Origin of the sequence: Paraburkholderia sp. JPY419 (assembly GCF_050435705.1) — a bacterium.
GTDB lineage: Bacteria > Pseudomonadota > Gammaproteobacteria > Burkholderiales > Burkholderiaceae > Paraburkholderia > Paraburkholderia youngii.
On record NZ_JBNDKV010000004.1, the window covers coordinates 248,023 to 270,236 of the forward strand.

Here is a 22,214-nt window from a genome sequence, read left to right on the forward strand (position 1 = left end):
CCACGTGCGTTCTATTGTTCAAAGGTATTGGCGATATTTTGGTATTGGTCGTCCCGACGTGGGTTCTACGGGAGTCAGTCCGATGCAGGATCGATTCGAAGGTGAACCCGCATCGCAACGCCGGGCCCTGTCGTCGACAGCGAGCGGGTAGTGATGAGAGGGGGGGCGGCTACCGTGTGGAAGGTGAGAGCCGGCGGCTGAAAAAGGGGTTCAGGGCACATCTCGATATGCGCTCGCGGACATGCGCAGCCCTTGGCGGTTGCGTTCCCGCGACTGACCGCCACGAATGCGTGCGTTAGCGCAGCACGCGGAAGACCATCGCGTCGCTGCGTTAGTGTGACCTTCGGAGCCAGAATGAGTTTAGGAAATTTTAATTGGGACAGCGATCAGGAAGTACGAACCACTGCGTCCCTCATGCAGCTCTTTCGAGCGCTGCACCCGGTGGGCAGTTCAGTTGAAGTTTCTGCGCCATGTTTATCAGACCCGCGAGCGAGAGCGCGTTCATCTTTCGCATGACCTGCGCGCGATGCGCCTTCACGGTGATTTCGCTGATGCCCAACTCAACGCCCACCTGTTTGTTCAATAGCCCAGTCACTACCAGTACCATGACCTCGCGTTCGCGTCGACTGAGCAAAGCGTAGCGATCCTGGACCGCCTTCATCCTTGCCGCTTCGCTCAATGCTGCGCGGCTCCGCTCGATGGCCAACGGATCGCATCGAGCAGGATCTCGTCATTGAATGCCAGAAGCATCGGTCTGCGACCTGGAACCTGCGCCGCAGGGGACGGAGAATAGAAACGTGGCGCCGAACTGTTCGTTCGAGGTCGCCCACAGCCGGCCTCCGTGGCGCTCGATGATATGGCGGCTCACGGACAGGCCCATACCCATCCCTTCTCGTCTGGTCGTGTAGAACGCGTCAAAAAGTCTGGCCGCGTCCGGATGACCTTCACGCATTCGGGTGTCGTTTCCACGATCGCCCGAAAGCTTTCCTCGCTTCTTCTCAGCGCCAGGTCGATCTTTGCCCGTTCCGTCGCCACGCTCACGATGTGCGCGAACTCCATCGCGGCGGCGAAAAACGACTGTCAGACAATTTCATTCACCCTCCTACTTGATATCCATGCAGCGCGGGAATTGCCAGCAAGTGCCCGGCTTGGTCGAGGTCGATCAAATCTTCGCTACGCTAAGGGGATAGCGTAAGGCCGCTCTAGGATGACAATCAAATAATTGTCATGGATACGCTTAGCGCTGATGACTCAGCCGCGGCCGAAGAAATTAATGCCGCCATCGAGCGGGCTGTCGGCTACGTCGAAGCGGGCGCGGACGTGATTTTTCAAGAGACGATGAATACGCTCGACGACTATCGCCGCTTTAAGCCTGTGTAAGTGTGCTCACCGGCGCGAACCTGGCCGAGTTCGGCTGGACACCGTTTTTCACGACCGACGAATCGAAGATCCCGTCGTCGGGCGCTAGCCGGCCACAAGCTGTCGCTGCTTTGCAGCGGTTGGGCGGCCATCGACGTTTCGTGCCATTCAGATCGCTTGCGCACCGGTCATCCCACGTGCGCAAGAGGACTGCTTGCCGTCTCATGCGGCTGGCTTGCGGCAATCTCGCCGTGGCCCCAGGTAGCCGGTCGGTCGGACTCGAGGAAGCGAATCAGAGGCAAGCGGGTATTGAAACAATAGGAAGAAAGGAAGCGGTGCCTACGTCGAAGCAACCCGAAGAATTAGCACGATCGTTCGGAAAATAGTACTATGGCGAATCGGCGGGCCACTCCGCCGCTTGATCAGCGTGCGCGCCCAGACGCGCGACCTTCGACGGAGATCGCTTCGATGAACCTCATTACAGAATTTCCCGCCGGCCTGACCGGCCTCGAACAACTGCAGCGCATGATGCAAGGGGGCCGCGGCCCGTCTATTGGAGTGACGCTCGGTTTCGAACTCGTCGAAGCGGAAGAGGGCCGTGTCGTGTTCGCCGGCACGCCCGGCACGCACGTGTACAACCCGATCGGCACAGTGCACGGCGGCTATGCCGCGACGCTGCTCGATTCCGCTTGCGGGTGCGCCGCGCATTCGCGCCTCGGCCCGAGTCAGGGATACACCACGCTCGAACTGAAAGTCGCCTACCACCGGCCCATGACCGCCGATACCGGCGTCGTGCGCGCCGAAGGGCGCGTGCTCAGCATCGGGCGGCGCGCCGCTTTCACGGAGGCCAGCATCACGGATTCGCAGGGCAAGCTCTACGCATCCGCAACCTCTACCTTGCTCGTATTCGATCGTTGAATTTGTGTTTCGCGGCCAGACCACACGGGCCGCGAAGCAACGCGCTTGCGCGAGGGTGCGGAAGAGCAGCGGACCGAACCAAACAACAGCAACGCCATGTCTGCCGAAACGACGCCAGATGGCCGTGGAACACCTGATAGCAGCCGTAGAGGTGATGCGGGGCTCAACGTCCGGATAGGGTCCTACCGTCACTGAAACGCCGTCCCGAATGCCCGCACTGCGCTGGTTGCTGCCTGGGAAGGGCGGTCGTGGGACCGACGCAAGAGAGTTGTAGCGGCCGACTGAACCGAAGCGTGATGAGGAATCTTTCATGGCAGTGTGGACGCGGGTGATGATTCGCTATAGTAGGAAGCAGCTTTCAAAATGGCGATTGCGCTTTTCTGAATCCGACGGCAGCTCGAGCGCGTACAAGCCGATGTGACGATGATCGGAAATTTGTGGGGAGCGCCGGCCACGATACTCCTGCGCCTGCCCATGGCCACCGCGCGGCAACTGGGTCGGGTACCGGACGTCGACAGCGCGGAAGAGGTCAGGCGTGAGGTTCGGGAGGTGTCCTACGAAAATGGTCGGCCTCGGGCTTACTCTGAAGTTGGCGCGAGCCTCTTCTGGAAGGGCGGCGACAGTCCGGAGTTGCAGCTGGGACGGATGCAGGAAGCGCTCTCCGGGCCCGTGCTTCGGACAGTCGATTTTCGTCGACCAATCGCGGGCTCAGAGGCCGAGAGCCAGGATGGCAGATCAACCTGACGGGTTCGCCTGAGCCATACAGAAGTGGTCACTCGCACGGCTGGTCCACTTCGGACCCGCCTGATGCGCAACGCGCGCTTGTCTTAAGGTTTGTTCGACGCCTGCCCATGTCCGCGTGCTCGCAAGCACGCGTCAGTGCATGCGGGCAGGCGTCGAACAAGCCTTAAGAACTCTGCTCCTTCAGACGCAGGGTTGGATGACCGTAACGCGCCGGATCGCCGCCCTTGCAGCTGAACCATACACGTGACGGGGAGGGGAGGGCGCCTGCTGATCGGCAATGAGCCAAACGGTCGCAATCGGGCGCCCATCTGTGCCGCCGGGAGGCCGTGCTCAGATGTCGGCGTTCGCTGTGTCTGTGTGAGACACCGGACACATCGCGCATCGGACCGTCTGCGCTGCAGCGGCACTACGCTAACCGAGCATTGCTGCCCAGCATGGGAGATGGATGGTTTAGACGATCTTTGTTAAGCAGGCGGTGCTGATTTTCCGATGCGGCCCACCTAAGGCCGTTGAGTGCCGGGCGGGAATGTCGGTATCGCTCACGGTATCGGCGGCCGCCATGGGACCCGAGTCAGGTCCAGCGTTGGGTTTGCGGTGGGTAGTTGCTAGTTGAGTGGGGATTCGAGAAGAGGCGTTAAGGAGTCCGTCGGGACATCGAGACTAGCAAGGATTTGAAAAATCAACTGTCAATGTCTTGAAGATAGTCACCCCAGTCCTGCATCATTCTCTGCCTCTCAGGCAAAAACTCGGCTTTGTTATACGCTCGGCTCACCCGGTTCTTCTCGACATGGGCGAGTTGACGTTCGACTGCCAATGGAGTGAACCCCTGTTCGTGCGCCCACGTGCTGAATGTACCCCGGGCGCCGTGTGCCCTGAACAGTCGCTCGTGATTGAATCCAGCACGGATCAGCACCGCATTGATTGTCGTAGCCGCCATGGGGCGCGAGCTGTCTCTGACGTTCGGAAACAAGTAGTCGTCGACGCCCTTAGCTCGGGTAATCTCGCAAACTTCTTTCAAAATCTCGATTGCTTGCGTGCTGAGTGGGACAACATGCGGATGTCGCATTTTCATCCGCTCGCCAGGAATTGTCCATATTGCTGATTCGAGCGTTGAGCCATTCCTCACAGACGGGCCACAGCGTGTTCTTGTGATGGGCGATGGTCTCATGTTGGCACTGCTTTTCATGAGCCTTGGGATGGATGCCGGCCGCTACCAGCTCGGCCGCAATGCTTCGTGCCTTTCGTGCGTCAAGAAGCGACAGGTCGGGGAAGCGCCCCAAAGTATATGTACAGGCTTTGCCATCGAGTCGGTAGTCGAACCTCCACGTTTTCGTACCCGTAACCGACACGAGCAAATACAGCGAGTCGCGGTCGCTGAGCTTATAACGCTTAGCTTGCGGTTTCGCGTTCAACAGGAGCGAATAGGCGAGCTTCATGGCGCGCCCCACGGCGGACAACTACCATGAATTCTACCTCTGATTCGCCTGCTATTTGCCTGCAAAACTGACGGAAGCAGGCGGATTTCCGCGGAAGTGACCGGACGGGAGTTCACCCACTGGATGCGCCACCGCAGCGAACCCATAGCGTCTGACCCATTCGCTGTAACCCTTAACCAGAAAGGCTCCGGAGCGTTCGACGTATTGCTGGCGGGACGTTTCATAGACCGTCCGAAGCGCAAACCACGGCACCTGCGGCAAGTCATGATGAACCAGATGATAGTTGTTGTTCAGGAGCAGCTTGTCGTCGTGCGAGGCTTTACTGGCCGGGGATCACACGGAGTCTTGAGGGGTGAGATGTTGATTTTTACCCGCAATTTACCCGCAGGACGGGAGCTCGGTCTGTCGCGACGCACTCGCAGCGTGGCCTGGCTCGGGACCGAAGCAGGTCGAAGATAGGGCGTCTAATTGAAGCGTGGAGCCGGTGATCGTGGTACTGGGCGTTGGTTAGGTGCAGTTCAGGAGAGGACTCGAACTAAAGTAGTAAACAGCGGAAAAAAACAAGAAAATTGACTCTGATAACCATGGTATACGCACCGGTATACGCAAAAAACTGGGATGTCAGCGGCTCGTTGTGGCTCCCGTGGGACGATTATTCGCTCGGGAGGCAAGCGCGGTGAACAGGGTTGTCGCGCCATGCCGGATGTAGTCATGAGTCGCTCCTGTAGGTAGCCCAGACTCATCGACAATACCGGCTGCGTGCGCGCCAGCGCCTGGCACTGGATCTTCTAGTCGACGAAGAGTACCAGCGTGCCGGTCCGCCGGCTCAGATACAGCCCGACAATGTCGCTTATTCTGTCGCACGCCGCCAGGGCGAACAGGAGCGCCGCACCGAGCATACGGCGGCGGTGTGGCGCCGGCACGTTTTGAGACGGTCGGCCCGAATGCCGACGGACATGCCAACAGCTAGAACCGTTGACGGAATCCAAAGCTCACAATCGCCTGCGACTGGGTCGCCGCCGAGTGGCCGTTGCCCTTGTCCGAGACCGAAGCCGTGGCCGCCACCGGGTTGCCGTGTGCATCGAGCGTCATGCCCGAAGCGTGCTGGTAGCCGCCCAGCAGATAGACCGTCGAGCGCTTCGAGAGGTCATACAGCGCGCCCAGTGAGACGTTGTGGTATTGCGCCTCGTCTTCGATGCCGTCCACTTGGCTGCCGCGCGTGTAGCTATAGCCTGCGAACAGATGCATGTGAGGTTGCACTTTCCACATTCCGAAAAGGCCGGCAATATTGAACGTCGCAGTGCCCGAATAGAGCGAGTTCGCACCGGCCTTGTATTGCACGTTGCTGTAGTTCGCGCCCACGATCCCCGGGCCGAAGTCCCAGGTCACGCCAGCAGCCGCGACCTGCTGCGACTGCGCGCTCGCGAAGCCTTCGTTGATCGACGAATTGAATGTTCCGTCATAGGTGCCTTGCCACTTGCCGGATGTCGGGTCTTGGGGGCCGGTCTTGCTGTTATCCGAGTGTTCGTAGCCCACGCCCATTTGTAGAGGGCCGTGCGCATAGCTGCCGCCCACGCTCCACGTATTCTGGCTCTTGAGACTGCCGGCCTGGCCGCCGAAGCCGTACAGCGCGCCGAACGTAAAGCCCGCATAGTTCGCGCTGGTGTACTTGATCGAATTGTCGACGCGCGTGGTCTGGTCGAGATCGTCGATATCGCCCGGATGCGCGCCGAAGCCGCCGATCGCGCTGACCGGAGCGACAGGGCCGACGAAGTCGTCGAGCGAAGTGTACTGGCGACCCATCGTGAGCGAGCCGTACTGCTTATCGGCGAATCCCACGAATGCCTGGCGGCCAAACAGGCGGCCGCCCTGGCCCTCGGTGCCATTGGTGATGTCGAAACCGTCTTCGAGTACGAAGATCGCGGCGAGCCCGTTGCCGAGTTCTTCCTTTCCCCTGAGCCCCCAGCGGCTGCCTGAGAGGTTGCCGCTCGTCACTGCCACATTCGAATGGCCTTGGCTCGCGCCGGTGTTGCTGGTGCGTTCGTTGCTGCGGTAGGTAATGCCTGCATCGACGATGCCGTAAAGCGCGACGGCGCTTTGCGCCGCCGCTGTTTCCGCTAGCGACAAGACAATTGGTGCAGAAATGAGAAGCTTTTTGATCATGTGCTATCTCGACCGTTAACAATGGACCGTTACACGAGTGGAACGGCCGAGCCGGCCAGCGGCAGGCGCTGGAAGAAAACGCGATTGAAAGCGCCAGCGAGTTACCGCATTGGCGTTAGCGTTAGTGCTTGAACGAGGCGCCCGGCGGCAGTTCGGGCGCGTTGACGGCCACCATCTTGCGGACCTTGGCGACGTCGTCGGCGATGACCGGCGCGCCGGTGTTGCCCCAGTTGACGCGCACGAAGGTGGCCACATCGGCTACGTCCTGATCGGACAGGCGCCAGCCGAACGCCGGCATCGTGAACGGCGAGGGCGCCGATTTCGTGCCTTCGAGCGTGTTGCCGCTGAGCAGTACATGAATCAACGATGTGGGGTCTTTGCCCTGCACCACCGGATTGCCGCCGAGCGCCGGGAACACGCGCGTGTAGCCGCGCCCGTCGCTGCGGTGGCAGGCCATGCAGTTGTCGCGATAGACGGCTGCGCCGCGTGCGCTCGCGTCGCCGCTTTGCAGCGCGTTCGCGGCGATGGCGTTATAGGCGTAGGGCGTTTCCTTCGGGTCGTTCGAGGGCAGTGTCTTGAGGTACCGAGCCATCGCGAGCAGGTCCGCATCGGTCATGTGCTGCATGCTGTGCTGAACCACGTCGGTCATGCCGCCGAAAGCGGCCGTGTGCAGATTGCGGCCCGACTTGAGGAACTGCACGATGTCGTCCTCGGTCCACGCGCCGATGCCCGTGCGCGCGTTGCCGCGCAGGCTCGACGGCACCCAGCCGTCGATCGGTCCGCCGCCCGCGAGGAAGTCTTCGCCTTCGAGGTCGGTGAGCGCGAGTTCCTGCATCGTGCGCCCTCGCGGCGTGTGGCACGCGCCGCAATGGCCGAGGCCCTGCACTAGATACGCGCCGCGCGCGACGGCGGTGTCGATATAGTGCGAGTCGTCAAACACCTGCACCTTGGGCGCGAATAGCGTGCGCCAGATCGAAAGCGGCCAGCGCATCGAGAGCGGCCAGGGGATTTCCGCGGCGCGGTTCTGTGCGTGTACGGGCGCGACGCCCTGCATGAAGTACGCGTAGAGCGCCCTCGTGTCGTCGTCGGAAAGGCGCGCGTACGACGGGTAGGGCATCGCCGGGTAGAGCGTTTCGCCGTTCGGGCGCGCGCCTTGGCGCACGGCTTTCGCGAAATCGTCGTAGCTCCATTTGCCGATGCCGCTCCCGGGGTCGGGCGTAATGTTCGTGGAGTAGATCGCGCCGATGGGCGTATCGAACTTCAGCCCGCCCGCGAAGGGCTTGCCGCCTTGGGCGGTATGGCAAGCGATACAGTCGCCAGCGCGAGCGAGGTATTCGCCGTGCGCGACGAGCCCGGGGTCTGCGGGCTTAGCAGTGGCGTTGGCGGCACGGGCCGTGAGCAGCGCAAACGCCATGGATAACACAGCATAGACGGCGAGCGTGATCGCCGCCTTCGAAACGGGGTTCAGGCGGCGCAGTGCGCCGCGTGCGCTTTTACGAGCGAATCGCACGGGGACCAGGTTTTTCTTCATGATCGTCATGGGCTTCTCACACGCTCACCAAGGGGCCGGGGTTCTTCAGATATTGGCTGCGAATCGCTTTCGCGGACCAGTAGGCGAGAGCGGCGACGAGGCCGGTGGGGTTGTAGCCGATCCCCTGCGGGAACGCGGATGCGCCCATCACGAACACGTTGGGCACGTCCCAGCATTGCAGATAGCGGTTGATGACGCTCGTCTTCGGATCGGTGCCCATCACGGCGCCGCCCACGAGGTGAGTGGTCTGATAGCGGCGTGAGTCGAAGTGGGCGCCGAATTCGCGCGTGTAGACGTTGATGGCCTTTGGGCCCATCGCCTCGGCGATCTTCTGCATCTGGCCCGTCACGTACCGCGCCATCTTGATGTCGTTGTCCTTCCAGTCGAAGGTCATGCGCAAGAGCGGCTGACCGTACGAGTCGCGATAGGTCGGATCGAGGTCGAGGTACACGTCGCGGTACGACATGTTGGAGCCGTGCGCGTCCATCGAAATGGTGTGCGCATAGTGGTCCTTCACAGCCTTCTTCCACCCGGCGCCCCAGTTCGGCGTGCCCGCGGGTGTCGCGATGCCGCTGATCGGCTTCACGCCCGCCTGGTTCACCCAGAGCGGCGAGCCGCCGACGAAGCCGAGCGGCCCGTGGTCGAAGTTGTCGGCGTTGAAGTCGTCCACGGCCACGCCGTTGCCGCCCGCGCCGATGAACGGATTCGTCCACGTGTCCTTGTCGAAGAAAGCCGTGATGGTCGAGAGGTTCTGGTATGCGAAGTTGCGGCCCACCACGCCTTCGCCCGAAATCGGGTCATAGGGCTTGCCGATGCCCGAGAGCAGCAAGAGGTGCACGTTGTGATACTGGAACGCGGCGACGATCACGAGATCGGCGGGCTGGAACACTTCCTGGCCCGCGGGATCGACGTAAGTGACGCCCGTGGCGCGTTTTTTCGTGTCGTCGAGCTCGACGCGCAGCACGTGGCACTTTGAGCGGAGCTCGAAATGCTTCTCCTGCTTGAGCACGGGCAGGATGTTGAGGTTCGGCGAGGCCTTAGAGTACATGTAGCACGCGTAGCCGCTGCAGTAGCCACAGAAGTTGCACGGGCCCATCTGCACGCCATAGGGGTTAGTGTACGGGCCCGAGGTGTTGGCCGAGGGCAGCCGGTAGGGATGCAGGTCGAGCGATTTCGCTGCGTCGTAAAAGCGCTGGGCGGAATACGTGTTCAGCTGTGCGGGCAACGGAAAGTTGTCGCTGCGCGCCGCCTCGAACACATTGCCGTCGCCGACCACGTTGCCCTGCACCTTGTACGCCTGGCCCGAGGTGCCGAACACCTTCTCGGCGAAGTCGAAGTGCGGTTCCAGTTCGTCGTAGCTCACGCCGTAGTCCTGGATCGTCATGCCTGCGGGGATAAACTTCTTGCCGTAGCGCTCCTCATAGTGGCTCTTCATGTGCAGCTCTTCCGGCGTGATCCGGAAATGCACGCCTGACCAGTGAAGGCCCGCGCCGCCCACGCCTTCGCCGGGCAGGAACGCCGCAAGCTGGCGGTAGGGCAGCGCCGCGTCGTTCACGCCGTGGCGGATCGAGACCGTGGTCTTTGAAAGATCCAGGAAGAGCTTCTTGCGGACGTTGTGCGTGAGCTCGTCGATGGTGTTGGGGTATGCGCCGTCCGGGTAGGTGTCGCGGTACTCGCCGCGCTCCAGCGCCACCACTTTCAGGCCCGCTTCGGTCAGTTCCTTTGCGAGGATCGCGCCGGTCCAGCCGAAGCCGACCACCACGGCATCGACATGCGGTTTCTTCTGGGCCATTTACGCACGCTCCCCATTGATCGAAACGGGGCCATACGGATAGGGCTTGCCGTTCTGGTTCACGAAATCCATGAAGTCGGCGCGCGCGCCGGGGAAGCCGATCATCTTCCACGCGGCCATGTCGCGGTTGCCGCCGTGGATCGGGTCGCAGAAGTAGCCCTCGCGCGTGTTCTGCAGCAACTGGCCGAAGAACGCGGAGGCGGGTACGCCGTCCAGGTCGACCTTGCCCGCTTCGAGCGCCGTGAGCACGCTGTCGCGCGTATTGGCGTCGAGCGCGTCGAAGTCCTTGCCGTAGGCCTTCGAGCAGTACACGTTCACGGCCTTGATGCCGAGCCGGTAGATGTCGCGCGGCACGAGCTTCAACTGATAGCCGAGTTCGGGCACGCCTTGCGGGAATGGTCCCTGCATGTACCAGAGCGCGCCGTGCGCGTAAGGCGTATCCATCTGCCGGTCGATGAATTCGGGAACGCCCGCTTCGAGCGCGCCAGGGCCTTCGGAATCCGCGGGAATCATGCGGTCCACGGCCGCTTGGAGGAACGCCCACTCACGGGCGTCGAAAAAGCGCGGCTTGTAGTCTCCATGGGCTTGATGCGCCACACCCGCGGACTCGGAAGGCTGGCCGCCTTGCTGCGCAGTACCGGGGGAAGCTCGCGAGCCCCGTTCGCAGCCGGCAAGTGCTCCTGCAGGAACGAGTACTGCCGCCGTGCGCAGGAAGCCGCGGCGTGACGTGAGAGGAGAGTCTGACATAGTTGAAATCCGTATCAAAACTGCGCGGCCTGTTTCGACTGACGCGGCAAGCGGAGACTGGCTCATATGAACTGCGTGAAAGGCTCAACGCGTGGCGCTGCATCGTGTGCGTGGATGCATGTTGCGTTCGCTGCCGCATGCCTCCTCACACCTGGAACGAGTATTAACGACAGGCGCCTGCTTGCCTGAGACGCTCAGAGCTGTTCAATTCGTAAACTCTTCTGTTCTTTTCCTCATTCATTCAGGATGTCTTAGACAAAAGGATAATCGGAGATTTCAAGACACACCATTATCCGATGGTGTGTAAACGCTCGATGTTCAAGCTCACCAATTGGTGAAGCAGACCACCGATTGCTCCGGTAATCAGGAAGCGATAGCAACGAGGGTTAGATCGCGTCACAGTCAGCGGTGCGCCGATGAGCACGACCTCGAACCCAATCCGTATGTCCGGAAGCAACGGAGACGATACCCATTGCGGCACGAGGTTGCCCACGAAGCTCGGTGGTATGTGCATGACGAGCTGGCCGCGAAGATCCAGGCCACCACGCGGGGAGACACTGCACGCCGCCGCGTCAATGGCTTTAAAGAAAATTAGTCTCTCGGGTTGAGCAGGTCAGCCGCTTTCCTGAAATCCACAAGAAGGCTTTCCGCTTACGAGCCAATCTAGAGTAGGCCACGCGAAGACGCAAATACACTTTGGGTTAGATATGACATGACGCTACTTCCCATCGACACATAGATGCAGGTAAGCCATTGTGCAGTGGACCGTCACACCGCTTGCATCCTAGAGTTGCTGTCATGTCGCGCTGTTCACTCACAGCATCGAACACATGATTCGCCGTTCCAGGGTGAATTGGGTGAAGTGTCTCGAACATGTGGATACGCGAATGATTGAAACTGGCTCGATTTCAGGAGTAGCTAATGATGACGAGAGAGTGCTCTGAAGTAGAAGTAGCGCGTGTCCAGATCGAAGTTCTTGAACAGTTTGAAGATACTCTCATCATCCGGTGGGTGGAGCCAGGGCGATGCCACTATGGCGAGCAGCGCTGGCGTCGTCGTTTTGCGAGGGCCCCCGGTGTGTGCGTTGTGTCGCAACGTGCAATCCGCCGCGGTGATGCCGTGTTTAGTCCCGCCGAACGCCCTGCTCGGGCGAACGCCTCTGCGATGATATCTGTGGAGGCGTTTGGGCTATTCGACTTGGCATCCCGAGAATATCAGTGGACGCGCGACCTCCGGCGAATGACTCACCGGCCGTAGCGAGAAGGCTACATTGGCGCTCTGATTTTGTCCGACGAAACGTTGGCTCCGTCGCTGCCGAAGTGTGAACTTGGGCTATACCATAGTGCAATTGAAACGCGTACCGGATAACGGTTAATCTTCGTTTTGAAAATGAACGATCAGGAGAGTCAAGAGATGATTAGCAGTGAGGCAACCGCGATCGTGCGCCGATTGGGCTACTTAATAAATGAACCGATCTTCCAAAGGTAGGTATCCATGAAAGTCTCTCATTTCATTCGATGCGCAGCCATCGGAACAACCATCGTATCGAGGGTAATACACGCACACGAGATCGGTGCAAACTTCGATTGCCGAGCTGGTCCGCACACATTCATTGAACAGTTGGTCGAAGGAAAGGAGATCGATCCGCTACCCATGAGAGTGTCGGACAATGCGGTCAACGTGTATCGGGTGAAACCGAATCAGAACTTCACCGCTTTTGGATTCAGGGTGCGGGCTGTTTTTGGCTACGCCCATAACGACGACATGTTCATTCAGAGGCGAGGCGGAGCTGAAGTGCCCCACCAGGTCTATGGGGTCGTCGTGATGGCCGGGAAAGATGTGGTCAACAATCGCATCAGTGAAGCTGGAAGCCCGGCGACAGTGAGAGAAGTCATGCCGCTTGTCATGTCGGCCGTCGTTTGTGAGAAATAGCTTGACTTCGACGGCACTCGAAGGCCAACTCTGTTCTCCCCTTTTCCAGTTCATGTCCGCTGCGTATGAGATCGAGTTTCGTGCTGGCCTGCATGCCGTGCCGCGTCGTGCGCAGTAGTCACTGGCGCTGCTGAGCGCCTCTCGATAGGCTCCAGCCCACGACAGCCGAGCGCGTCGCGTACTGGCAGAGACGGCAAATACATTCGGCTTGTCCGTAGAGATGACATCTGCTGTAGTGGTGCAGGCAGCCATGCGCAGCCTAAATTCATTCCTATGCACGTGGCTCCTGGCTAGCCGTCAGTGGCGGTCGATCTTGCAACCAATCGCTGCGCCCCATCTGTGCGATGATTTCGCAAAACCGCGGATAGCGATACAAGCGGGACGCCATGGGAAAGTATCTGGATAATTGCAGGTAATTGGGGTCGCGGATTTCGTAGGCTTCGCGGGCGTAGCGAATCGCCTCATCCTCCCTCGCCACCGCGCAAGCCGCGATAGCGAGTACCGTTGGCGTAACATATTCACGACGCACTCGGGCCTGCATTTCGCCGTAAACCGCGTCGGCCTCAGTGGCTTTGCCCCATTCTGCGAGGGCCACGACAAGCCAGGCCATAGGCCAAGGGTGCCGGCCAGACATCGCCAATGTCGCTTCTCCCGCCGCGACGGACGCTTCGAACTGACCGTTCACCAGCAGTGCCGCCTGCAGCACTCCATTAGCAAGCCAGCTCTCGGGATCGAGTTGGATGGCGCGCCGGCTGACCTCCACACCTTCCCCGGTCTTGCCTGCGACAATACAAGTCAGAGCGTATATGGCGTGCGCGTAGGCCGATAGCGGGTCCGTTGTCAGTGCTAACCTCGCTTGCTCCATTCCCTCCGCCAGCCGCCCTTCCGAGTACTGGAGATAAAGAATTCCGTACCAGCAGAGTGCCGGGATGTACTTCGGATTCAGCTGTAGTGCGCAAAGAAACTCATGCTCGGCTTCCGCCGTGTTCCAAGCCCCGATCAGGGCGGCGAGAGCCAGGGCGCAGTGTGCTTCGGCGAGCGATGAATCCAGTGCCACTGCGTGTCGAGCGGCCTCTATGCCCTTTGGCATGAAAGACCGAGGATCTACAAACCCGTACCAGCAAAGGGTCGTGTAGCAATCGGCAAGACCGGCCCACGCCAATGCATAGTCTGGATCGAGATCCACTGCTCGCTGGCAACAGGCGAGGGCACGGGAAATCGCGGGCCCCCTTTTGTAGAGCAGAGCGTGACCCTTCAGGTAGGACTCGTAGGCCTCGAGATTCGGGGTTCCAGGGTTCACCAGGTTCTTCGTACCCCACGGGAACGAGATCTTCAAGCGCTCCACGATCGCTTGCGCAATCTCCTCCTGAATTGCGAACACATCCTTCATCTCACGGTCATAGTGCTCCGACCAAAGATGATATCCGTCTACCGCAGACACGAGTTGTGCCGTGATACGCAGACGGTTTTCCGCTCTGCGCACGCTTCCCTCGAGAACGGTGCGCACGTTCAGTTGCTCGCCAACAATGCGCAGGTCGATGTGCTTACCCTTGAACGAGAAGGCGGAGCTTCGTGCCACGACGTGAAGCTCCTGGATCTGGGCTAACGCGTCGATGATTTCTTCAGTGATTCCGTCGGCGAAGTATTCGTGCTCCGGATCTGCGCTCATGTTGACGAACGGCAGTACCACGATGGAATCATTTATCACACTCTCGGTGGGGGCTGGCGTGGCGCTGCCTGCGGTTACGGGTGCGACCAGCCGGTAGCCTCGTTTCGAAATGGTCTCGATGACGCGTGGATCGCGGGCATCGTCGTCAAAGGCGCGACGCAACTCGGCGATGCAGCGCTTCAATACATCCTCGGTCACCACGGTCTTGGGCCACACGGCTTGAAAAAGCTGCTCTTTGGAAACCGTGTCTCCCGGGTGTTGGGCCAGGCACACCAGGACTTCCATTACTTTGGGCTCGAGGCGAGTGGTCCTGCCCATGGAAGAGATGCTGTTGAGGCTCGGGGTCACCACCCAGTTCCCCACTCGGAGGTCGTCCATCGGGTCTCTCCTCCAGCCGGTCGGTTGTCAGAATTATAGCTTTGCTGAATACCGTTCGCACGAGCATTCGCGGACGCAGAGGAGCTGTACGGCGATCTCGCCGTGGAGCGCGTCTGTCGCGGTTGTTGCGATGCAATTCGCGCTGGTCGATCAGACCGGCGCACACACCCTAAAGCGGTGTTTGAATGCGTGCTTGCAAGGCGCCTGGATCTCCCCGTGCACATCTCCCGATGCGCTGATGCGCGGCTACGGAGACGCGCTTGCATAGCTCCCTGGCGAGCTGGGCACTGATCTCCAGGTTGTCGCAGAGGAATTTGCGCCCCTGTTGCAGCGCGACGCGTCTGAAAGTCATCGGTTCCCACCGGATGCGAGGCAGCCTTGGCATCCCGGATTTCAGCGAGCAATACGCCGGCATAGAGCGCCTCGGTTGCCGCCAGCGGGCTGGTCGGGGTGCGGCGAGCGGGCACCCTCGAGCGCGTGCGGCGCTTCGAGCAGTTCCCGCAAGAGGTGCGCACGCCAAAGGCTGGAGAATGATTCCATCGAACGATAGTACCGTCCTCACCAAAATTCCACCGCGACATTACCGTCTTCTCACGACTTTCGGGCACATCCACACCAATAATCCTCCCGTCGTAACCATATTTTTGAAGGAGATGGTGTGGACGCGGCGGGATGATCAAGACCGGACTGTTGCCCATAGCCTCATATTTATCGAAAGGACCATGATGAGCATGTACGCAAGAGATTTGCTTGAACTACGCCGAGATGATCCGGCGTCGATAGAACTACGGAAGATGGCGATGAACATCATCGCCGTCGGCACCCGAGATCAACGTGAAGGCTGCTGACATGAACGCTCTCGAACGGTGGCGCTCACGACCGTTGCAGGTCCGTGCCTTGACTCGCTGCGATGAATGCGGCGAGTTGAAGGAGGACGCCAAGAAGCGCGTGAACTATTGCTCGAATATGACGGTCGTCTGTTGTGCAAAGTGTACCGCGGAGATGACTGAAGTTCATGAGGCATCCGATCTGGACGTCCGTGGGCATGACGGCTGCGACCGCATCGGACTGCAAGATCGAATGATTCATCCAGGCGCCTGTGAATGGAGCTTGTAATGACACCCTGCCACGCAGTTGAACGTGAATCGGAATCATCGTCGGCGCACGACACGCCGGTGGTATTTGTCGTCGACGATGACGCTTCGGTGCGTGAGTCGCTCGAAGCAATGGTTCGCTCTGCCGGCCTCATTCCTGAGATGTTTGCTTGCGCGCAGGACTTTCTTGGGCGCCCGCGCCCGATAGTCCCGAACTGCCTGGTGCTGGACGTCAGTCTTCCCGAACTCGGCGGCCTCGACCTGCAGAAACTGATTGCAACCGAGCGTACCGACATGCCAATCATCTTCATGACCGGCTTCGACGAGGTGCGCACGGCGGTGTGGGCCATGAAAGCCGGGGCGTTTGATATTCTCACCAAGCCCTTTGACGACCATGTCCTGCTCGATGTCATTCGCCAGGCTATCGAGCGCAGCCGTGCGGCAATGCGGGAGGAGGCCGAGTTGCAGGCGATCCAGGATCTCTACGCCGCGCTCAGTCAACGCGAGCGCGAGGTCATGGCGTTGGTGGTGACCGGTCTTCTGAACAAGCAGGTGGGGGGCGAATTGGGCCTCTGCGAAATCACCGTGAAGATGCACCGCAGGCACGTCATGCGAAAGATGAGCGCCCGCTCGCTCGCCGATCTGATAAGCATGGAGTGGAGACTTCATCCTGAATGCGGGCCACGGGCGGTGCTGCAACGCAGCTTCGTGAGCGATGGGGGGTATTGCGCCGTAGCAGCAAGTCCGTTATTCGAATAGAGCAGCCAGTTGCATGACCATCTAAAGAGCCTTGTCAGGTGGAGCAGCGCGCAAAATTGTGCTGCGTGGCTCCTGCGTAACCGTTAGCGGCGGCTGATCGCGCAACCAATCACTGCGCCCCATCTGTGCGATGATTTCGCAAAACTTCGGATAACGATACAACCGATATGACAAAGGAAAATATCTGGAAAAATAAAATAAATTGGTGTCGCGGATTTCGTACGCTTCGCGGGCGTAGCAAATCGCCTCATCTTCCCGCGCCACCGCGCAAGCCGCGATAGCGAGTGACGTCGGCGTGACATATTCACGACGCACTCGGGCCTGCATTTCGGCGTAAATCGCGTCGGCCTCAGTGGCTTTGCCCAAACTTGCGAGGGCCACGGCAAGCCACGCCATGGACCAAGGGTGCCGGCCGGACATCGCCAATGCCGATTCTCCCGCCACGATGGACGCTTCGAACTGACCATTCACCAGCAGTGCCATCTGCAGCACCCAGTTAGCAAGGAAGCTCTCCGGATCGAGTTGGATGGCGCGCCCGCTGACCTCCACACCTTCCCCGGTTTTGCCTGCGACAGTACAGGTCAGTGCGTATAAGGCGTGTGCGTAGGCCGATAGCGGGTCCGCTGCCAGTGCTAACCTCGCTTGCTCCATTCCCTCCGCCAGCCGCCCTTCCGAGAACTGGAGATAAGCGCTTCCGTACCATCCGAGTGCAGAGATGTACTTCGGATTCAGCTGGAGTGCGCGAAGAAATTCACGCTCGGCTTCCGCCGTGTTCCAAGTCCAGAGCAGGGCGGTGAGAGCCAGGACGCAGTGTGCTTCGGCGAGCGATGAATCCAGTGCCACCGCGTGTCGAGCGGCCTCTATGGCCTTTGGCATGAAAGCCTGAGGAGCCGCAAACCCGTAGAAGCAAAGCATCGAGTAGCAATCTGCAAGATCGGCCCACGCCAATGCATAGCCTGGATCGAGATCCACTGCTCGCTGGCAACAGGCGAGGGCACGGGAAATCGCGGGCCCCCTCTTGTAGAGTAGAGCGTGACCCTTCAGGTAGGACTCGTAGGCCTCGAGATTCGGGGTTCCAGGGTTCACCAGGTTTTTCCTACCCCACGGGAACGTGATCTTCAAGCGCTCCACGATCGCTTGCGCAATCTCCTCCTGAATTGCGAACACATCCTTTAGCTCACGGTCATAGTGCTCCGACCAAAGATGATATCCGTCCACTGCAGACACGAGTTGTGCCGTGATACGCAGACGGTTTTCCGCTCTGCGCACGCTTCCCTCGAGAACGGTGCGCACGTTCAGTTGCTCGCCAACAATGCGCAGGTCGATGTGCTTACCCTTGAACGAGAAGGCGGAGCTTCGTGCCACGACGTGAAGCTCCTGGATCTGGGCTAACGCGTCGATGATTTCCTCAGTGATTCCGTCGGCAAAGTATTCGTGCTCCGGATGTGCGCTCATATTGACGAACGGCAGTACCACGATGGAATCGTTTATCACACTCTCGGTGGGGGCAGGCGTAGTGCTGCCTGCAGCTACCGGTGCGACCAGTCGATAGCCTTGTTTCGAGATGGTCTCGATGACACGTGGATCGCGGGCATCGTCGTCAAAGGCGCGACGCAACGCAGCGATGCAGCGCTTCAATACATCCTCGGTCACCACGGTCCTGGGCCACACGGCTTGGAAAAGCTGCTCTTTGGACACCGTGTCTCCCGGGTGCTGGGCTAAGCACACCAGGACTTTCATTACCTTTGGCTCGACGCGAACGGTCCTGCCTAGGGAAGAGATGCTGTTGAGGCTGGGGGTGACCACCCAGTTCCCCACTCGGAGGTCGTCCATCGGGTCTCTCCACCAGCCGGTTGGTTGTCAGAATTATAGCTTTGCTGAATACCGTCCGCACGAGCATTCCCCTACGCCGAGGCGCTGTATGGCGAATGACGACAACTACCGTCAAGGCTCCATCGAAGTTATCAAAGGCAGGCCGCAATACTATGCGATGTCGAACGCGTTCGAAATTGCGAACTGCGTCGCGCAGTACGGGAGGATCGTCGTCGGCAAGAACCTCAGGTGCGGGATCGATGGCGAGATCTCCGCGCATTGGATTCGAGTTACGCCACCGGGGCTCCGATCGCCGAAACCCGTCCTCACCAAAACTCCACCTCGACATCACCGCCTCCTCACGACTTCCGGGCACCTTCTCACTAACAATGGTCCCATCGGAACGATTTATTCTGAATGGAATACTTAATATTTTTCGAGCCATAGCCGCGTGCGCCTCTTCGGGGAACGTCCAGAAGCGCAGCACGAGTACGCAGAACGTCGCCCCGGCTGTTGGTGCCGACCGAAGCCCGCCAGGCCGTCATATTGCGCGCCGAAACCCTGGATGCTTGGGCCGGCTCCCACCCGGTTTGGCTGCGGGAAATCGATGACAGTCAGACGCACCGCGCGCCATCACGGGCGCAGATTGGAAAAGTTCGCGCTGGTAGCGCGCCTGCAGAGAAGAACCGCGATGGAAAATGAGCTTAGTCGTACCGTGGATGCGCTTCCAGGCCTGGTATGGACCGCAGTGCCGGACGGCCGCATTGAATTCCTCAATCACCGCTGGTGCGAATATACGGGGCTTTCCGCAGAGCACGCGTGCGGCGAGGGTTGGCATTCGGCATTCCACCCCGAAGACCGGCCCGTGCTGCTTGAGGCTTGGAAAGCCGTCGTTGCTTCTGGTATGCGGGGCGAGGCAGAAGCGCGAATGCGTCGCTTCGATGGCACGTATCGCTGGTTTCTATGCTGTGTCAGCCCAGTCGTCGATGCTGCCGGAAAAGTCGTGAAGTGGTGCGGTATCAACACGGATATCGAGGACCGTAAGCAGGCCGAAGCTGCGCTGCGGGCACACCAGGAGCGCTTTCGGCTAATCGTAGACGGGCTGCCTACGCGTGTGATTCTTTTTACGCCGGAGGGGGAGGTATGTCACGCCAACCGCCATACGCTCAAATATTCTGGCGCGACGGTTGAAGAACTAAAGCAGTGGACTAGCAGAGACTTTACCCACCCGGATGATCGACGCGCGACTGTTGCCCGTTTTTATGCGTCGATCAGAACCGGCGAGCCATACGATTTTGAGTCGCGCCATCGTCGCTTCGACGGCGTTTATCGATGGTTCCGCGTACAAGGCTTTCCGCTACGGGATGAGGAAGGGCGAATCGCTCTCTGGTACTTCTTGCAGACGGACATCGACGACCGTAAGCGGGCCGAGGCGTTGCTTGCAGGCGAGAAGCGCCTGCTCGAAATGGTCGCCATGGGCCTGCCCCTGCCGACGGTTCTCGATGACTTATGCCAGCTAGTCGAACAGATCGCGAGCGACTGCTTCTGCAGCATTGCGTTGATCGGTCCCGGCGAAATGACATTCCAGCGGGTGAACGCGCCAGGCCTCGCTTTGACCTACACCTATCCTTCGAGTGGCGGCCGCGTCCACCTGGACATGGGACCCTGCGGATTAGCAGCGTCCCTCAGCGAGCAGATAGTCGTATCAGATATCGCGTCCGAGTCACGCTGGCCACGGGCATGGCGCGACCTGACTCTCGCGCACGGTCTGCGCGCGTGTTGGGCGACGCCGATTCTCTCGCGTACAAACGAAGTGCTGGGAACATTCGCGATATTCCGGTCGGAGCCTGGAACCCCCACCCCGTTTCAATCCGATCTCACAGGACGGCTTACACACCTCGCGAGTATCGCGATCGAGCGTGCGCGGAGCGAACTCGCACTGAAGCGAAGCGAGGAGCGTTTCCGTGCGATCGTGGACACGACACCGGAAAGCGTGACGGTCCTCGCTAACAACGGAACGGTATTGTGGGTCAATTCGGCTGGACGCCGCGCTTTGGGATCGGTGCGTGCGGAAGGCGTGATCGGTGCGTCTTACTTCGATTTCGTTGCTCCTGAACATCGCGCGCGGTATGTCGAGTTCAACAGAAACATTTGCTCGGGAAGGGATGGCGTCCTGGAGTTCGACTTAATCTCGCCACACTGCGAGCGAAGGCACCTCGAAACCCATGCCGCGCCGATGCACGACAGCGACGGCGCGATCGTGCAACTGGGCGTCACACGTGACATCACCGCACGCAAGCAGGCGGAGGAGCAATTGCGCAAGAGCGCGGCGCTGATGGCCAAAGTGGAGCAGCTCACATTGAGCGGAAGCTTTAGCTGGCGCCCAGAGACTGGTTCATTCACCTGGTCGGAACAGCTCTATCGAATCTTCGGCCTCGAGCTAGGGGTGAGAATCACGCTGGACACGATCGCCGCGCGAGTCCACCCTGGCGACCTCCATCTGCTGCATGAAATGATCGAGCGGGCGCAGGATGGCCAGCACCTGGAGTTCGAGCACCGCCTGCTGCTGTCCGACGGCTCAGTCAGGCATGTGCGCATACAGGCTCACGCCACGCGTAACGCGCAGGGCCGGCTGGACTACATCGGCGCCGTACATGATGTCACCGAACGCCGCGAGTCCGAAGAAGCGCTCTACGGCCTGCGCGCCGAATTGGCGCACGCAAGCCGGGTCAACAGCCTGGGAGCGCTGACCGCCTCGATTGCGCACGAGATCAACCAGCCGCTGGCCGGCATCATGACCAACGCCAACACAGGCTTGCGCATGCTGAGCGCACAGCCACCGAATGTCGAGGGCGCGCTCGGGACCATGAAGCGCACGATCCGGGACGGACAGCGTGCCTCGGAGACGATGACACGTCTGCGCGCGCTATTCAGCAAGAGGGCGGTAACGACGGATGCCGTCGATCTGGTCGAAGCCGCGAACGACGTCATCGAACTGCTGCACGCAGAGCTTCGCAAGAAGCGGATCGTGCTACGACTGGAGACGGCCGACAACCTGCCGCCGGCCACAGGCGACAGGGTCCAGCTCCAGCAGGTTGTGCTGAACCTTCTTCTCAACGCCGTCGAGGCGATGAATGGCATCGATGACCGCTCACGGCAAATGCTGGTCAAAATAGAGCGCGACGATGACGACCACGTACGACTCGCTGTGACTGATTCCGGCGAGGGCATCGCCCCGCAGCATGCGGGCAGGCTCTTCGACGCGTTTTTTACGACCAAGAGGGAAGGATTGGGCATCGGGCTGTCCGTAAGCCGCTGCATCATCGAGCGCCACGGTGGCCGCTTGTGGGCCACCTCGAACGAGCGCTTTGGTGCCACCTTTTCATTCTCGATCCCGTGTCGAGCCGAACCCATGGCGGCCGCGGACGGTTCTGCCGACATGGGCCTGCAGCTGCGCTCGGGCATAGAGCAGATCGTGAGTGACCCGTGATGGTCGAACGCTCGCTTATCGCGGTGGTCGACGACGACGAGTCGGTACGCGAGTCTCTACCTGACCTGTTGCGTGAGTTCGGCTTCGCGTCGCGCACCTTTTCTTCGGCGAAGGCGTTCCTGGCCTCCAGCTGTGTTGGCGAGGCGCGCTGCCTGATCCTCGATATGTGCATGCCCGGTATGTCCGGCTGTGATCTGCAGCGCGAACTGCAGCAGCGCCGACAAACCGTTCCGATCATCTTCATCACGGCGCATGGCGACGAAGCCCTCCGCTCACGCGTGTTAGAAAAGGGCGCCGTTGAATGTCTCTTCAAGCCATTCAGCGATACCGCTCTACTCGGGGCGATCCGGGCCGCGCTCTACGCCAAATGATTCATCCAGGTGCCTAAGA

17 protein-coding genes and 2 pseudogenes are annotated in these 22,214 nt (G+C 60.1%); 8 read left to right on the plus strand and 11 right to left on the minus strand.

The features are described from left to right. Positions 1-412: 412 nt before the first annotated feature. Both QFZ91_RS29675 and QFZ91_RS29680 read right to left on the minus strand, forming a co-directional pair. Positions 413-679, minus strand: coding sequence for a response regulator transcription factor (locus tag QFZ91_RS29675; RefSeq protein WP_429569330.1), 267 nt, complete (start codon positions 677-679; stop codon positions 413-415). A gap of 51 nt (positions 680-730) precedes the next feature. After that, entirely contained in the window at positions 731-952 is a 222-nt protein-coding gene (locus QFZ91_RS29680; RefSeq protein WP_429569331.1) for an ATP-binding protein, read from the minus strand. Between the two features lie 296 nt (positions 953-1,248). On the opposite strand from QFZ91_RS29680, the pseudogene prpB reads away from it, so the two are divergent. Together prpB and QFZ91_RS29690 are read left to right on the plus strand one after the other, a co-directional pair. Further along, positions 1,249-1,442: pseudogene (gene prpB, locus QFZ91_RS29685) on the plus strand (methylisocitrate lyase); the annotation flags it as partial. Positions 1,443-1,827: 385 nt separating this feature from the next. Then, complete coding sequence (locus tag QFZ91_RS29690) at positions 1,828-2,277, plus strand: PaaI family thioesterase (protein ID WP_429569332.1); 450 nt, start codon at positions 1,828-1,830, stop codon at positions 2,275-2,277. Between the two features lie 1,423 nt (positions 2,278-3,700). Here the strand turns inward: QFZ91_RS29690 and QFZ91_RS29695 are convergent. From QFZ91_RS29695 to QFZ91_RS29725, 7 genes and pseudogenes are all read right to left on the minus strand, one after another. Then, positions 3,701-4,093: a tyrosine-type recombinase/integrase gene (locus QFZ91_RS29695; RefSeq protein WP_429569333.1), complete on the minus strand. Its 393-nt coding sequence runs from the start codon at positions 4,091-4,093 to the stop codon at positions 3,701-3,703. Next, positions 4,008-4,457, minus strand: coding sequence for an Arm DNA-binding domain-containing protein (locus tag QFZ91_RS29700; protein WP_429569334.1), 450 nt, complete (start codon positions 4,455-4,457; stop codon positions 4,008-4,010). Before QFZ91_RS29700 ends, QFZ91_RS29695 begins: the two co-directional genes overlap by 86 nt. Further along, positions 4,411-4,757, minus strand: a pseudogene (locus QFZ91_RS29705) (fatty acid desaturase); the annotation flags it as partial. The pseudogene QFZ91_RS29705 and the gene QFZ91_RS29700, both read right to left, overlap by 47 nt. Before the next feature lie 666 nt (positions 4,758-5,423). After that, positions 5,424-6,617, minus strand: a complete 1,194-nt coding sequence (locus QFZ91_RS29710) for a porin (RefSeq protein WP_429570904.1) — start codon at positions 6,615-6,617, stop codon at positions 5,424-5,426. Between the two features lie 124 nt (positions 6,618-6,741). Then, positions 6,742-8,151 carry a c-type cytochrome gene (locus QFZ91_RS29715; protein ID WP_429569335.1) on the minus strand — a complete coding sequence of 470 codons (1,410 nt, stop codon included), beginning with the start codon at positions 8,149-8,151 and terminating at the stop codon, positions 6,742-6,744. Positions 8,152-8,167: 16 nt separating this feature from the next. Further along, entirely contained in the window at positions 8,168-9,943 is a 1,776-nt protein-coding gene (locus tag QFZ91_RS29720; RefSeq protein ID WP_429569336.1) for a GMC family oxidoreductase, read from the minus strand. Further along, complete coding sequence (locus QFZ91_RS29725) at positions 9,944-10,699, minus strand: gluconate 2-dehydrogenase subunit 3 family protein (protein ID WP_176379571.1); 756 nt, start codon at positions 10,697-10,699, stop codon at positions 9,944-9,946. A 912-nt stretch (positions 10,700-11,611) separates the two neighbouring features. Here QFZ91_RS29725 and QFZ91_RS29730 point away from each other — a divergent pair. Then, a complete protein-coding gene (locus QFZ91_RS29730) occupies positions 11,612-11,947 on the plus strand; it encodes a DUF3331 domain-containing protein (protein WP_429569337.1) in 336 nt (111 codons plus the stop codon). A gap of 237 nt (positions 11,948-12,184) precedes the next feature. Beyond that, positions 12,185-12,622: a hypothetical protein gene (locus QFZ91_RS29735; RefSeq protein WP_429569338.1), complete on the plus strand. Its 438-nt coding sequence runs from the start codon at positions 12,185-12,187 to the stop codon at positions 12,620-12,622. A gap of 271 nt (positions 12,623-12,893) precedes the next feature. Here the strand turns inward: QFZ91_RS29735 and QFZ91_RS29740 are convergent, their stop codons facing one another. Next, positions 12,894-14,669 (minus strand): winged helix-turn-helix domain-containing protein, encoded by a 1,776-nt coding sequence (locus tag QFZ91_RS29740; RefSeq protein WP_429569339.1) that lies wholly within the window; start codon positions 14,667-14,669, stop codon positions 12,894-12,896. 530 nt (positions 14,670-15,199) lie between these two features. Here QFZ91_RS29740 and QFZ91_RS29745 point away from each other — a divergent pair. Together QFZ91_RS29745 and QFZ91_RS29750 are read left to right on the plus strand one after the other, a co-directional pair. Continuing rightward, complete coding sequence (locus QFZ91_RS29745; protein ID WP_429569340.1) at positions 15,200-15,517, plus strand: hypothetical protein; 318 nt, start codon at positions 15,200-15,202, stop codon at positions 15,515-15,517. Positions 15,518-15,784: 267 nt separating this feature from the next. Continuing rightward, the gene (locus tag QFZ91_RS29750; protein WP_429569341.1) at positions 15,785-16,522 is read left to right on the plus strand and encodes a response regulator transcription factor; all 738 of its coding nucleotides are present in this window, start codon (positions 15,785-15,787) and stop codon (positions 16,520-16,522) included. Positions 16,523-16,543: 21 nt separating this feature from the next. On the opposite strand, the gene QFZ91_RS29755 is transcribed toward QFZ91_RS29750, so the two are convergent. Further along, positions 16,544-18,355, minus strand: a complete 1,812-nt coding sequence (locus QFZ91_RS29755) for a winged helix-turn-helix domain-containing protein (RefSeq protein ID WP_429569342.1) — start codon at positions 18,353-18,355, stop codon at positions 16,544-16,546. 586 nt (positions 18,356-18,941) lie between these two features. On the opposite strand from QFZ91_RS29755, the gene QFZ91_RS29760 reads away from it, so the two are divergent. Together QFZ91_RS29760 and QFZ91_RS29765 are read left to right on the plus strand one after the other, a co-directional pair. Then, entirely contained in the window at positions 18,942-21,824 is a 2,883-nt protein-coding gene (locus tag QFZ91_RS29760) for a PAS domain S-box protein (RefSeq protein WP_429569343.1), read from the plus strand. Then, entirely contained in the window at positions 21,824-22,195 is a 372-nt protein-coding gene (locus QFZ91_RS29765) for a response regulator (protein ID WP_429570905.1), read from the plus strand. The genes QFZ91_RS29760 and QFZ91_RS29765 overlap by 1 nt, the downstream gene beginning before the upstream one ends. Positions 22,196-22,214 lie beyond the last annotated feature (19 nt).